Genomic DNA, 13,167 nt, shown 5'->3' on the forward strand with positions numbered 1-13,167 from the left:
TATCGTCAGAATTATGCAGGCAGGATGCGGTTATAGCTCAGACCTTCTATCAGTACGATATGGCTCCGTTCAGTCTGCTGCTGAGCAAAACCTTCTCTAGCGGCTTTCCCCATTTATCGCATTTGAATCAGCGAGTCTGTCATGGCTGTTATTTGCTAGCCGTGGCTTTCAAAACTTGCGGCGCTCTGCAACACTAAAGTAAGCATAATAGAATGCCATCACTGCACCGATCGCTAGGTTTTCAGTGGTGTGGCATGTAGAATGCTGCGATTCAGGCGAAAGACGGCCGAACCCATTCACTGTCGCTTTATGTCCATGCGGGTTTCCATAGGCGAGTAATTTAGAAATACCAAGGCAGAAAAACTTTTATAATGAAGCATATACGAAATTTCTCCATTATTGCCCATATTGACCACGGTAAGTCGACGCTGTCAGACCGTATTATTCAAATCTGCGGTGGCTTGGCCGAGCGTGAAATGGCCGCGCAGGTTCTGGATTCAATGGATCTGGAGCGTGAGCGTGGTATTACCATCAAGGCACAGAGCGTGACGCTCGATTATAAAGCCCCTGATGGCCAAATTTATCAGCTTAACTTTATCGATACCCCAGGGCACGTTGACTTCTCTTATGAAGTCTCCCGTTCGCTGGCCGCCTGCGAAGGCGCACTGCTGGTGGTGGATGCCGGGCAGGGCGTAGAAGCCCAGACGCTGGCCAACTGCTATACCGCACTGGATATGAATCTGGAAGTGGTGCCGGTATTGAACAAGATCGATCTGCCAGCCGCCGATCCGGATCGCGCAGCGCAGGAAATCGAAGATATCGTGGGCATTGATGCCACCGACGCCGTGCGCTGTTCGGCGAAGACCGGCGTAGGTGTACCTGAAGTTCTAGAGCGCTTGGTGCGCGATATCCCACCGCCAGAAGGCGATCCTGAAGCACCGCTACAGGCGCTGATCATCGACTCCTGGTTTGATAACTACCTGGGTGTGGTTTCCCTGATTCGCGTCAAGAACGGTACGTTGCGCAAGGGCGATAAGGTTAAGGTAATGAGTACCGGCCAAACCTATAACGCAGATCGTCTGGGGATTTTCACCCCGAAACGTGTCGATCGCGATGTGCTGAACTGTGGCGAAGTTGGTTGGCTGGTTTGCGCCATCAAAGACATTCTTGGCGCACCGGTAGGGGATACCCTGACCTTGGCGCGTCAACCGGCAGAAAAAATGCTGCCAGGCTTCAAGAAAGTGAAGCCACAGGTTTACGCTGGCCTGTTCCCGATCAGTTCCGACGATTATGAAGCCTTCCGTGATGCGCTGGGTAAATTGAGCCTGAATGATGCTTCGCTGTTTTATGAGCCAGAAAGCTCGACGGCATTGGGCTTTGGTTTCCGCTGTGGTTTCCTGGGCTTACTGCACATGGAGATCATTCAGGAGCGTCTGGAGCGTGAATACGATCTGGAGCTGATCACTACCGCACCGACGGTGGTGTATGAAGTGGAAACCACCAGTAAAGAAACCATTTACGTTGACAGCCCTTCCAAGCTGCCGCCGCTGAACAATATTGCCGAGCTGCGTGAGCCGATCGCGGAATGTCATATGCTGATGCCGCAGGAATATCTCGGCAACGTGATTACGCTGTGCATCGAGAAACGCGGTATGCAGACCAACATGGTTTACCACGGTAACCAAGTGGCGCTGACCTACGAAATTCCGATGGCAGAAGTGGTGCTCGACTTCTTCGATCGCCTGAAGTCCACTTCACGCGGTTACGCGTCGCTTGATTACAACTTCAAGCGTTTCCAGACCTCTGACATGGTGCGTGTCGATGTGCTGATCAACAACGAACGTGTGGATGCGCTGGCGTTGATTACTCACCGTGATAACTCTCAGTATCGCGGTCGTGAACTGGTAGAGAAAATGAAAGAGCTGATCCCTCGCCAGCAATTCGACATTGCGATCCAGGCGGCGATTGGCACTCACATTATTGCGCGTGCCACAGTGAAGCAGCTGCGTAAAAACGTCCTGGCGAAATGCTACGGCGGTGACGTGAGCCGTAAGAAGAAACTGTTGCAGAAACAGAAAGACGGTAAGAAACGCATGAAGCAGGTGGGTAACGTTGAGTTGCCACAGGAAGCCTTCCTGGCCATTCTGCACGTAGGCAAAGACAGCAAGTAAGAGCGAAAGCTCGTTTAACGAGGAAGTTTGCATGGCGAATATGTTTGCCCTGATCTTGGCAATTGCAACGCTGGTTACTGGGATCATCTGGTGCTTTGAGCGCTTTAAATGGGCCCCTGCACGTCGGGCGAAAGTTGCAGCGATCAATGCACAAGCCACGGGTGACGTTGACGAAAACGTGCTGGCGAAAGTGGCGAAGCAGCCGAGTTGGGTTGAAACGGGGGCCTCAGTCTTCCCGGTATTGTTACTGGTGTTTGTGGTGCGTTCGTTTATTTATGAACCTTTCCAGATCCCTTCCGGTTCAATGATGCCGACACTGCTGATTGGCGATTTTATTCTGGTGGAAAAGTTTGCCTACGGTATTAAAGACCCGATTACTCTGACGACGTTAATTCCTACTGGCAAGCCAAAACGTGGTGATATTGCGGTATTTAAATATCCGCGTGACCCGAAACTGGACTATATCAAGCGCGTTATTGGTTTGCCGGGCGATCGCGTGAGCTATGATCCAGTGGATAAGCGCGTCACGGTGCAACCGTCCTGTAATAACGGCCAGTCCTGCGATAGCGCATTGGCGGTGACCTACAGCGATGTACAGCCAAGCGATTTTGTGCAGATGTTCAGCCGCAGTGGCATGGGTGAAGCCAGCAGTGGTTTCTTCCAGATCCCATTGACCGACAATGTGCCACCGGGCGGTATTCGCCTGAGTGAGCGCAGAGAAAGCTTGGGTGATGTGACTCATCGTATTCTGACCGTGCCCGGTGCGCAGGATCAGATCGGTGGTTATTATCAGCAACCAGACCAGCAATTAGCTGAGTGGGTGGTTCCTGCCGGCCATTATTTCATGATGGGTGATAACCGTGATAATAGCGCAGACAGCCGTTATTGGGGTTTTGTGCCTGAGCGAAATCTGGTGGGTAAAGCGACGACTATCTGGATGAGTTTTGAAAAACAAGAAGGTGAATGGCCAACCGGCGTAAGATTGAGCCGTATTGGTGGAATTCATTAATAAGCGTTTTTACCCTTGGTCTTTTTAACCGTCGCCAAACCGGCTGCGGTTAAAAAGACCAAGGGTATATATAAACGCAGCATTATATTTCCACTCGTTGTAGAATACCTTCTCGAGCGATAAAAAGTTGGCCCCTTTCGGAGCCACTGCAAACGAAACAGCTTTGGATTGGTTTTTGGCGAAGCAGGCCTGTTCCGTATGCTGCAAGTTTTTGACGCATTCTTGATCTATTGGTAACTCATGAATCCCATCGTAATAAACAGGCTACAGCGGAAGCTGGGCTATACTTTTCAACAGCAGGAGCTTTTACTGCAAGCGTTAACTCACCGTAGCGCCAGCAGTAAACATAATGAGCGTCTTGAGTTTCTGGGTGACTCTATTCTGAGTTTTGTCATTGCCAATGCGCTCTATCACCGTTTTCCTCGCGTAGACGAAGGCGACATGAGCCGCATGCGTGCCACGCTGGTGCGGGGTAATACGCTGGCGGAGATGGCACGCGAATTCGATCTGGGTGAGTGCCTGCGCCTTGGGCCGGGAGAGTTGAAAAGTGGTGGATTCCGCCGCGAATCGATCCTGGCGGATACGGTAGAGGCATTAATTGGCGGCGTGTTCCTGGATAGCGATATTCAAACCGTCGAACGCCTGATTTTGGACTGGTATCGTAGCCGGTTGGACGAAATCAGCCCCGGTGATAAGCAGAAAGACCCGAAAACCCGTTTGCAGGAGTTTTTACAAGGTCGCCATCTGCCGTTGCCTTCTTATCTGGTGGTGCAGGTTCGCGGTGAAGCGCACGATCAGGAGTTTACCATCCACTGCCAAGTGAGCGGTTTGAGCGAGCCTGTGATGGGCACCGGCTCAAGCCGACGTAAAGCTGAGCAGGCGGCAGCGGAACAAGCGATGAAAAAGCTGGAGCTTGAATGAGTGAAGAAAAACAATACTGCGGTTTTATCGCGATCGTTGGCCGTCCTAACGTGGGCAAATCCACGTTACTGAACCAACTGTTGGGGCAAAAAGTCTCCATCACCTCGCGTAAACCACAGACCACCCGTCACCGTATTATGGGGATCCACACCGAAGGGCCTTATCAGGCTATCTACGTGGATACTCCAGGGCTGCACATCGAAGAAAAACGTGCCATTAACCGTTTGATGAACCGTGCGGCCAGCAGTTCGATCGGCGACGTAGAGTTGGTGATCTTCGTGGTTGAAGGCACCCATTGGACCGCCGATGACGAAATGGTGGTGAATAAACTGCGCAGCCTGAAATGCCCGGTATTGCTGGCGATCAACAAGGTCGACAACGTGACCGACAAATCCAAGCTGTTGCCGCACATCTCGTTCCTCAGCCAGCAGATGAATTTCCTTGATGTGGTGCCTATCTCCGCTGAAAAGGGCATGAACGTGGATACTATTGCCAGTATCGCGCGTAAACTGTTGCCGGAAGCGGAACACCATTTCCCAGAAGACTATATTACCGATCGTTCTCAGCGCTTTATGGCGTCGGAAATCATCCGTGAAAAACTGATGCGTTTCCTTGGTGAGGAACTGCCTTATTCGGTGACGGTGGAAATCGAACAGTTTGTGCCGAACGAACGCGGTGGTTACAACATTCACGGCCTGATTCTGGTGGAACGTGAAGGCCAGAAGAAAATGGTGATCGGCAATAAAGGTTCGAAGATCAAAACCATTGGCATTGAAGCCCGCCAGGATATGGAACAGATGTTTGAAGCCAAAGTGCATCTGGAACTGTGGGTGAAAGTGAAATCTGGCTGGGCAGACGACGAACGTGCGTTGCGTAGCCTGGGCTATGTTGACGACTTGAAGTAACACATCTGATGGATGGCTGGGAGCGCGCCTTCGTCCTGCATGGGCGGCCGTACAGTGAAACCAGCCTGATGCTGGATATGTTCACGGAAAGTCATGGGCGGGTGCGCTTGCTGGCAAAAGGCGCGCGCAGCCGCCGTTCCAACCTGAAAGGGTGCTTGCAACCTTTCACCCCTCTGCTGGTACGCTGGGGCGGGCGTGGCGAAGTTAAAACGCTGCGTAGCGCCGAAGCGGTTTCTCTCGGTTTACCCCTCAGTGGCATGATGCTTTACAGCGGCCTGTACGTGAACGAATTACTGTCGCGCGTGCTGGAGCAGGAAGGCAATTATTCGGTGTTGTTTTTCGATTATCTGCAATGTTTGCAGGCACTCGCGGCGGAAGATAGTTCGCCGGAACATGCCCTGCGCCAATTCGAATTAGCCTTGTTAGGCCACCTCGGCTACGGTCTGGATTTTCTACACTGTGCTGGCAGCGGCGAGCCGGTGGACGATGGCATGACCTACCGCTACCGCGAGGAAAAAGGCTTTATCGCCAGCCTGGTGGTAGATCACTACAGTTTTACCGGCCGTGAACTGCGCGCCTTGGCTGAACGGCAATTCCCTGATGCACTTACCCTGCGAGCGGCCAAGCGCTTTACCCGTATGGCGCTGAAACCCTACCTTGGCGGCAAACCGCTGAAGAGCCGCGAACTGTTCCGCCAGTTTGTGCGCAAACAACCCGATACTCCCGTCGACGAAGCCTGATTTCTTTCTGCTTTTGCCGTTTTCCGCAGGCGTGTAAACTGCTGCTACTGAAAATCGTTATTTAGAGGATTGTCATGGCTGATTTGCTGCTGGGCGTTAATATCGATCATATCGCCACGTTACGTAACGCGCGCGGAACTCACTATCCGGATCCGGTTCAGGCGGCGTTTATTGCTGAGCAGGCCGGTGCCGATGGCATTACCGTTCACCTGCGGGAAGATCGCCGCCATATCACCGATCGTGACGTGCGTATTCTGCGCCAGACGATTCAGACGCGCATGAACCTGGAAATGGCGGTCACCGACGAAATGTTGGACATCGCTATTGAACTGAAGCCGCATTTTTGCTGCCTGGTGCCGGAAAAACGCCAGGAAGTGACCACCGAAGGTGGGTTGGACGTGGCCGGGCAACTGGACAAAATGACCGTGGCGGTTGAGCGCTTGGCTCAGGCCGGGATCCTGGTTTCACTGTTTATTGATGCCGATCGCCGCCAGATCGACGCCGCCGTCGCGGTTGGTGCGCCTTATATCGAGATCCACACCGGTGCCTATGCTGAGGCCGAAGGTGAATTGGCCGTTCAGGCTGAGCTGAAACGCATTGCCTCGGCGGCAACCTACGCCGCAGGTAAAGGGCTGAAGGTGAATGCCGGTCATGGCCTGACTTACCACAACGTCCAACCGATTGCAGCGATGCCGGAAATGCACGAACTGAATATCGGTCATGCGATTATCGGCCAGGCGGTGATGAGCGGTTTACCGGCGGCGGTTGCGGATATGAAACTGCTGATGCGTGAAGCACGCCGCTGATGGCGATCCTTGGCTTAGGTACCGACATCGTCGAGATAGCGCGCATCGAAGCGGTGGTGGAACGCAGCGGCGATCGTTTGGCGCGGCGGGTGTTGAGCCAGGCCGAGTGGGAAGCCTATCAGCAGCATCAACAGCCGATACGTTTTCTGGCCAAACGCTTTGCGGTGAAAGAAGCCGCCGCTAAAGCCTTTGGCACCGGGATCCGCAACGGCTTGGCTTTCAATCAGTTTGAAGTGTTTAACGATGGTCTGGGCAAGCCCAATATCCGCCTGCACCAAGCTGCCGCTGAACTGGCGCAGAAAATGGGGGTGGTTTCGATCCACGTTTCTCTGGCTGACGAACGCCGCTATGCCTGTGCCACCGTGATTATCGAAGGGTGATGGACTTCAGCTAACGTAAGGGCTCAGCATTTTGGGCCCGATATTCCGCTACTGCACTTCTGCTCACAGCCGGTCGGCGTGATGCAGCACCACAAATTTTTCCCACAGTTGTTCCTGCGTTTCGACGTGCTGCGGATCGGTAATGATGGTGTTATCGATTGGGCAAACCTGCTGGCAGGTTGGCGTATCATAGTGGCCAACGCATTCGGTGCAGCGATTGGCGTCGATCTGGTAAATGTCATCCCCCATCGAAATGGCCTGATTTGGGCATTCCGGTTCGCACATATCGCAATTGATACAGCGTTTGGTAATCAATAGGGCCATTGCAGTCATTTACCTTTCTATCTTGTCATTTCAACGCCGCGCACTTTACCACAGAACCTGGTACATAAGCATCGGTGTTGCGGTGGTAAAACTCTCCCTTTGGGCCGAATTGATATGCCCGAACCTCTTTGGACATGCGTCCAACCCCCCATCAGTTGCATTTCTCTACTTATTTTTTAGTTAATTTCGGATATTATTTAAACTTTCTTAATTCATTAGCGCGGTGATAATTATGCTGGGTTTCAATTAAAACAGGCATTCTTCCTGTTTTCTTATTTATTAATAAGAAAACTACTAAGTAAAAATCAGGCTACGTGATTGTGGCGTTTTATTGTTTATTTTTTTGGACTTTAAACCTGTGGTAATATCAAGCTTTTCTAATGCTTATGTTGTTGTAACTGGGACAGCATCAATAGTGACGCAAGGTAATTACTAAAATAAAAGGAGTTTTAATATGGTATCTCGTAGACGATTTCTTATGGGCTGTGGTGCTATAGGTGCAGGAAGTCTCACTGGTTTAAATTCAACGTCGGCACATGCCACGATATCGGCAATCAATACGCTGAAGTATAAAATTCACGCTCCTGAAATTTTCCAAACCGTGAAACGCCCCCCGGCTTATACACCTGTTATTGTTATCGGCTCGGGTTTTGGCGGAGCCGTTTCGGCTTTACGTTTCTCGCAGGCTGGCGAGAAAGTGACGGTGCTGGAAAGGGGCTTCAAATGGCCAACCGGGCCATTCCGTACCGCCTTTACCAACGATACCTTACCCGATGGTAGGGCATTTTGGCACCGTAATAGCGCCAAGATGATCGCTGGCAACACCGCTTATTTTGATAAATTTGCCGGTGTAATGGATGCCACTGATTACGCCAATATGACGGTATGGCGGGGTGCTGCAGTCGGCGGTGGCTCGGTTATTTTTACCGGCGTGATGATTCAACCGGAACGTCAGTATTTCGATGCAATCTTTGGTGGTGGTGTCAATTACGACGAAATGGATAAAAAATATTTTCCGCTGGTGCGTAAAATGTTGAATCTTAATTCAATGCCACTGGATATTTATAACAGTTCACCATTCGGTCATTCACGCATTTGGGATCAACAGTCAAAAAAAGCGGGTTATACCACGTCACCGATCGACTCGATCTTTAACTGGGATGTGATTAGAGCCGAACTGACAGGGCGTAGCTTACCTTCCGCGATCACTGGTGCCAGTAACCACGGTAACAGCAACGGCGCCAAGTACGACTTAAACCAGAACTACCTGAAGCAGGCAGAGGCGACCGGGTTAACGACGATTTACCCTGGGCATGAGGTTTCTGATATTTCTTGGGATGGCCGCCGTTATCTGATCAGCGTGACTCAAAGTTCACCTGAAGGTAAGCAACTGAACCGTTATGAACTGTCTTGCGATCGCCTCGTGTTGGCTGCGGGTTCGATCGGCACGACAGAGTTGTTGGTCAAGGCACAGGCCAAGGGCACGTTGCCAAACCTCAACGAAGAGATCGGCCAAGGTTGGGGGACCAACGGCGATACGATTGTGACACGCAGTTTCTCTCCGATCAAAGGGCTACAGCAGGCTTCGCCAAGTGCTTCACGCATACATGACAAAAATGCTGGCCTGCCGGTGACCTTAGAAAACTGGTACGTGCCGGGTGTTCCGGTCAACTTGGGCATTATTGGCTCGCTGGGTATGGCGTTTGATGAAACCAATCGTGGGAACTTCGTTTACGACAAGGCGAAAGGCAAGGTCAATCTGCGTTGGGCGGCTAATGGTAATGCCGACATCGTGGAAGCTGCCCGCTATGTGAATAACCGGATTTGTGATGCTAACGGCGTTGTCCCTGGCGTACCGATCTTTAAAGAGGATGTTGCCGGTATGAACTGGACGGCGCACCCTCTGGGCGGAGCCGTGCTGGATAAAGCACTGGATAATGAAGGGCGGGTCATCGGCTATAACGGCTTGTACGTGATGGATGGCGCAGCCATTCCTGGCACTACCGGTTCTGTTAACCCATCTCTGACTATCACTGCGCTTGCAGAACGCAACATTGAACGGATTATTGCTGCTGGGGGTTAATACAGCCTAGGCTCAATCCACGGGCTGCGTTGCATAACGCAGCCTATTTCCCAAGTCTTTTCACCAATTGTTCACTGTGGCGGATCCGATCGCAGGCATGTTCAAGATCGTGTTGGATCAGCGCCATAAACAGCAAATCGGTCAGGGCAAATTGTGCGGTACTGGAAGAGATGGCAGCACTGCGGGTATTGGGTTCTTCGGCAATGGTATACAGGCAGTGATCGGCGCGTTGCTGCAGGCTATTGGGGGAGAAACTGGTCAAAGCCAGCACCTGCGCACCGGCTATCCGGGCTTCTTCTGCGGCCAGATTGATTTCACGCCGTTCGCCGCTAAATGAGATTGCCAACAGCAGATCTTCTTTACTCAATGCTTGCACGGTGGCCAACTGAACGTGCATATCCGCTTCCGCCACGGCCATCACGCCAATTTTCAGCAGCTTAAATGAAAGATCTTTCGCAACCAGCCCAGAGGCGCCAAGCCCTACCAGCACCACCCTACGGGCCGCACGCAGCATATCCAAGGCAGTATTCAGCCGTTGCTCACTGTTGATATCCAGCGTTGCGCGTAACGCTGCCTGCTTTTCAGCCAGTAATTTCTCACCCACGGTTTTCAGCGAATCGCTGCTGAGGATCTGATTATGGACGGTGATGATAGGCTCAGCCTGCGGTTGGGCCAGTGCCTCACTCAGGGCCAGCTTTAAAGCAGGGAAACCTTTATAACCCATTTTCTGAGCAAATTTGACCACGCTGGATTGGCTGACGCCTGCTAACTGGGCCAGTTTCTGTGAGCTGAGATGCCGTGCCTGCTCGGCGTTATGCAGCAGAAAATCTGCCAGTTTGCGGTCATTTTGCGCCAGTGTCGGGTACATCTGGCGAATGCGAAGAAGGGTACTCATCAGGTTGTATTCCGTAATGGGCTGTTAGTCGGCGGAAAAACCACAATTAATGATTTTTTCCTTTGAGCCAGCAGGTATTCTGCCATGCGGTAGGAAAGGATTAACGAAAAGTTTTGTAATTTCATCCTTAAAATAGCAAATAGTCCTCATTATGTTGATAAAATATTCAGATATTGATTTAATTTTATGAATTAAAAATTCAAGGTGATGAAATGAACTTAGGTGCATTAGTATCAGAAACCCGCAATCCTGCAACCATGATGCTGGATGAGATGTCCTCGCTCGAGATGATGATCTGCTTTAATAGCGAAGATCGTAAAGTCCCAGAAGCCATTGCCAAGGTGTTGCCGGAGATCGCTCAAGCGGTGGATTTAGCCGCAGCCGCTTTGCAGGCTGGCGGGCGTTTGATTTACCTGGGGGCGGGTACCAGTGGCCGATTAGGCGTGCTGGATGCCTCCGAATGCCCACCGACCTTCGGTGTACCACACGATCTGGTGATCGGTTTGATTGCGGGTGGAGCGGGGGCAATGTTTAAAGCGGTGGAGGGCGCTGAAGATGATGTTTCGTTAGGTGAAGCCGACCTGAAGGCGTTGAATCTGGAGGCGCGTGATATGGTGGTTGGTCTGGCCGCCTCGGGGCGCACGCCTTATGTCATTGGCGCATTGCAGTTTGCCCGCCAGGTGGGCTGCCCGACGGTGGCGATCTCCTGTAACCCAGACTCTCCGATTGCTAAAGAGGCTCAGGTGGCTATCTCGCCGGTGGTTGGCCCGGAAGCCTTGACCGGCTCTACCCGCATGAAATCGGGTACCGCGCAGAAACTGGTTCTGAACATGATCTCTACCGGTGCGATGGTCAAGTTGGGTAAGGTTTATCAGAACCTGATGGTGGATGTGAAAGCCACGAATGACAAGTTGGTGGATCGTGCCTGCCGCATCGTGATGGAGGCCACCGGTGCCGTTCGCAGCCAGGCGGAAGAGGCATTGGCCCAAACCGGATTTGAGGTAAAACCCGCTATCCTGATGATTCTGGCGGACGTTACGGCTGCCGAGGCGCAGCAGCGGTTGCAGCAGCATCAGGGTTATTTGCGTGCAGCATTGACGCGTTAAATCGGCCTAATCGAATTCTTGAGGAGCAGCATTTGACCGATAAACCAAGTCAGACGGCGATACCAACTCGCCGCGTGGTGTTTTTTGACCTGGATGGTACGCTGCATCAGGAAGATATGTTTGGCAGTTTCCTGCGTTTTTTGCTGCGGCACTTGCCGCTGAATTTAGCGCTGGTACTGCCGTTGTCGCCCGTAGTGGGGTTGGGCATGCTGATTGGCGGGCGCGCCGCGCGTTGGCCGGTGAGCTTGCTGTTATGGGCGATGACGTTTGGCCGCTCTGAGGCCCGGCTGAAAGCGCTGGAACAGCGGTTTGTCACTGATTTTCGTCAGAAAGTGACCGCGTTTCCGGTGGTACAGATGCGCCTGCGTCACTATCTTGACCAACAGGATGCCCAAGTATGGCTGATAACCGGTTCACCGGAGCAACTGGTGCAGCAGGTCTATCAGGATTCCACTTTTCTGCCGCGGATGCATTTGATCGGCAGCCGCACGACACGTCGTTACGGTGGTTGGGTGCTGACGGTGCGTTGCTTGGGCAGGCAGAAAGTGTTGCAACTGGAACAACGTCTCGGTTCGCCACTGAAACTGTACAGTGGTTACAGCGACAGCAAACAGGATAACCCACTGCTGTTCTTCTGCGAGCATCGTTGGCGGGTCAGTAAGCAAGGTGAGTTGCAGCAGTTGGAGTAATAAGGCTGTGCTTTTCGTGACACAGCCTTAATAAAGGCGATATCAATCAGTCATCGGTCACATCCTGCGGTTGGCGTCCCAACTGCCAGATTTTTTCTGCATAGTTACCCAGAGCCCACAGGCTTAGCCCCAGCACAACAAAGAAAAAAGCCTTTGGCATGCTGTCCCAGAAGAATTCAAAGAATCGGGTGTACAGATTAATCCCGAGGAAGGTCAAACCAAATCCGCGCAGCATGCCGTCGTCATGCTTCAGCCCGAGCCAGATAGCGGCGGCCGCAGCGATGCCAAACAGCAGGCTCCAGTGCAACAGCTCGATCTGATGCACGCTGTACCAACTGTCCAGATCGCCATAGTTACCGAAGATCGACAGGATCCACAGCGCAATAAACAGATACAGCAGCCCCATGGCCAGCGAAACTCGATCCAGCCCGCGTTGGGCCAGCGTGGGTTTCAGCAGCAGCGCCGCAGCAATCAACACCATGCCGAACGCAATAAAACGAATCGGAAAACTCATGCCCAGCCAGTAGGCTCCCCAGCCGGACAGGTAGCCAGTTTCCGCCCCAAAAGCGTTGCCAAGTGACAGCAAGGCAAACCACCATACCAACCCGGAACGGCTGAACCAGCCGATAACGCCATATAACACTGCGCCCAACATCAGCAGCACCGATACTCGCCCACTGCCGTTATCTTGCCAGACGCCCAGTTGCCACAACGCGCAGGCGGTGAGCAGAATGGCAATGAACAGAATGGCTTCATTGCTGTAACGTTTGTCGGGGTAACCGATGCGGCGGCGAAATGCCCAAAGATAGACCAAAGCGGCCAGCACGGCGGCGATCGCCATGCGCACTGGCGCATCGAAGCTGAACAGTTCGCTGAGTTGTTCCAGTAACCAACTGTCAGCGAACAGGCTGGTGATAGCGATCACCAGCGAAGCCAGCGCCGCCAGGAATGCGTAACGTGCCAGCCGGCGCCAGTCAAAAGGTTGCACCTGCATATGTTGCAGCAGTTGCTGTTGTTGTTCGGCGCTGAGCGTACCTTCGTCCACCCAGGCGCTGAGCGCTTTGCGCACCACCACGGCATTTTTCTTGCTGAGTTTCATGTTTTGCGTCCTTGAATAACACCGGTTTTTGCCAGTATA

Annotated in this window: 13 protein-coding genes; 10 read left to right on the forward strand and 3 right to left on the reverse strand. The window is 52.4% G+C overall.

Annotation, left to right across the window (positions count from 1 at the left end):
• The first annotated feature begins 371 nt into the window (after positions 1-371).
• The 7 genes from lepA to acpS all read left to right on the forward strand — a co-directional run bounded on the left by lepA (position 372) and on the right by acpS (position 6,932).
• On the forward strand, positions 372-2,171 hold the full coding sequence (lepA, locus tag ACX1CU_RS05875) for a translation elongation factor 4 (protein ID WP_459401665.1): 1,800 nt from the start codon (positions 372-374) through the stop codon (positions 2,169-2,171).
• 31 nt (positions 2,172-2,202) lie between these two features.
• A complete protein-coding gene (gene lepB / locus ACX1CU_RS05880; RefSeq protein WP_459401666.1) occupies positions 2,203-3,180 on the forward strand; it encodes a signal peptidase I in 978 nt (325 codons plus the stop codon).
• A 240-nt stretch (positions 3,181-3,420) separates the two neighbouring features.
• Complete coding sequence (rnc, locus tag ACX1CU_RS05885; RefSeq protein ID WP_037395344.1) at positions 3,421-4,101, forward strand: ribonuclease III; 681 nt, start codon at positions 3,421-3,423, stop codon at positions 4,099-4,101.
• Complete coding sequence (gene era / locus ACX1CU_RS05890) at positions 4,098-5,006, forward strand: GTPase Era (RefSeq protein ID WP_459401667.1); 909 nt, start codon at positions 4,098-4,100, stop codon at positions 5,004-5,006. Before rnc ends, era begins: the two co-directional genes overlap by 4 nt.
• An 8-nt stretch (positions 5,007-5,014) precedes the next feature.
• Positions 5,015-5,746, forward strand: coding sequence for a DNA repair protein RecO (recO, locus tag ACX1CU_RS05895; RefSeq protein WP_459401668.1), 732 nt, complete (start codon positions 5,015-5,017; stop codon positions 5,744-5,746).
• Between the two features lie 74 nt (positions 5,747-5,820).
• Positions 5,821-6,552: a pyridoxine 5'-phosphate synthase gene (gene pdxJ, locus ACX1CU_RS05900; protein ID WP_459401669.1), complete on the forward strand. Its 732-nt coding sequence runs from the start codon at positions 5,821-5,823 to the stop codon at positions 6,550-6,552.
• The gene (acpS, locus tag ACX1CU_RS05905) at positions 6,552-6,932 is read left to right on the forward strand and encodes a holo-ACP synthase (protein WP_459401670.1); all 381 of its coding nucleotides are present in this window, start codon (positions 6,552-6,554) and stop codon (positions 6,930-6,932) included. Before pdxJ ends, acpS begins: the two co-directional genes overlap by 1 nt.
• A 63-nt stretch (positions 6,933-6,995) precedes the next feature.
• On the opposite strand, the gene ACX1CU_RS05910 is transcribed toward acpS, so the two are convergent.
• Positions 6,996-7,256, reverse strand: a complete 261-nt coding sequence (locus ACX1CU_RS05910; protein ID WP_459401671.1) for a YfhL family 4Fe-4S dicluster ferredoxin — start codon at positions 7,254-7,256, stop codon at positions 6,996-6,998.
• Positions 7,257-7,857: 601 nt separating this feature from the next.
• Between ACX1CU_RS05910 and ACX1CU_RS05915 the strand changes: the two genes are divergently transcribed.
• Positions 7,858-9,339 carry a GMC oxidoreductase gene (locus ACX1CU_RS05915; protein ID WP_459401672.1) on the forward strand — a complete coding sequence of 494 codons (1,482 nt, stop codon included), beginning with the start codon at positions 7,858-7,860 and terminating at the stop codon, positions 9,337-9,339.
• A gap of 43 nt (positions 9,340-9,382) precedes the next feature.
• Here the strand turns inward: ACX1CU_RS05915 and ACX1CU_RS05920 are convergent, their stop codons facing one another.
• A complete protein-coding gene (locus ACX1CU_RS05920; RefSeq protein WP_459401673.1) occupies positions 9,383-10,234 on the reverse strand; it encodes a MurR/RpiR family transcriptional regulator in 852 nt (283 codons plus the stop codon).
• 212 nt (positions 10,235-10,446) lie between these two features.
• Here ACX1CU_RS05920 and murQ point away from each other — a divergent pair, with 212 nt between their 5' ends.
• Positions 10,447-11,340 (forward strand): N-acetylmuramic acid 6-phosphate etherase, encoded by an 894-nt coding sequence (gene murQ / locus ACX1CU_RS05925; RefSeq protein ID WP_459401674.1) that lies wholly within the window; start codon positions 10,447-10,449, stop codon positions 11,338-11,340.
• Between the two features lie 32 nt (positions 11,341-11,372).
• Positions 11,373-12,029, forward strand: coding sequence for a phosphatidylglycerophosphatase C (gene yfhb, locus ACX1CU_RS05930; RefSeq protein WP_459401675.1), 657 nt, complete (start codon positions 11,373-11,375; stop codon positions 12,027-12,029).
• Positions 12,030-12,075: 46 nt separating this feature from the next.
• Here yfhb and ACX1CU_RS05935 read toward each other — a convergent pair whose 3' ends face one another.
• A complete protein-coding gene (locus ACX1CU_RS05935; protein ID WP_459401676.1) occupies positions 12,076-13,128 on the reverse strand; it encodes a DUF2157 domain-containing protein in 1,053 nt (350 codons plus the stop codon).
• Between the last annotated feature and the right edge of the window lie 39 nt (positions 13,129-13,167).

Source organism: Serratia sp. D1N4 (genome assembly GCF_054552755.1).

Bases quoted from the DNA above. Each gene is read 5' to 3' on its own strand.
- era (WP_459401667.1), top strand. From the start codon at position 4,098: ATGAGTGAAGAAAAACAATACTGCGGTTTTATCGCGATCGTTGGCCGT.
- ACX1CU_RS05935 (WP_459401676.1), bottom strand. From the start codon at position 13,128: ATGAAACTCAGCAAGAAAAATGCCGTGGTGGTGCGCAAAGCGCTCAGC.
- rnc (WP_037395344.1), top strand. From the start codon at position 3,421: ATGAATCCCATCGTAATAAACAGGCTACAGCGGAAGCTGGGCTATACT.
- ACX1CU_RS05920 (WP_459401673.1), bottom strand. From the start codon at position 10,234: ATGAGTACCCTTCTTCGCATTCGCCAGATGTACCCGACACTGGCGCAA.
- ACX1CU_RS05910 (WP_459401671.1), bottom strand. From the start codon at position 7,256: ATGGCCCTATTGATTACCAAACGCTGTATCAATTGCGATATGTGCGAA.
- lepA (WP_459401665.1), top strand. From the start codon at position 372: ATGAAGCATATACGAAATTTCTCCATTATTGCCCATATTGACCACGGT.
- lepB (WP_459401666.1), top strand. From the start codon at position 2,203: ATGGCGAATATGTTTGCCCTGATCTTGGCAATTGCAACGCTGGTTACT.
- pdxJ (WP_459401669.1), top strand. From the start codon at position 5,821: ATGGCTGATTTGCTGCTGGGCGTTAATATCGATCATATCGCCACGTTA.
- acpS (WP_459401670.1), top strand. From the start codon at position 6,552: ATGGCGATCCTTGGCTTAGGTACCGACATCGTCGAGATAGCGCGCATC.
- recO (WP_459401668.1), top strand. From the start codon at position 5,015: ATGGATGGCTGGGAGCGCGCCTTCGTCCTGCATGGGCGGCCGTACAGT.
- murQ (WP_459401674.1), top strand. From the start codon at position 10,447: ATGAACTTAGGTGCATTAGTATCAGAAACCCGCAATCCTGCAACCATG.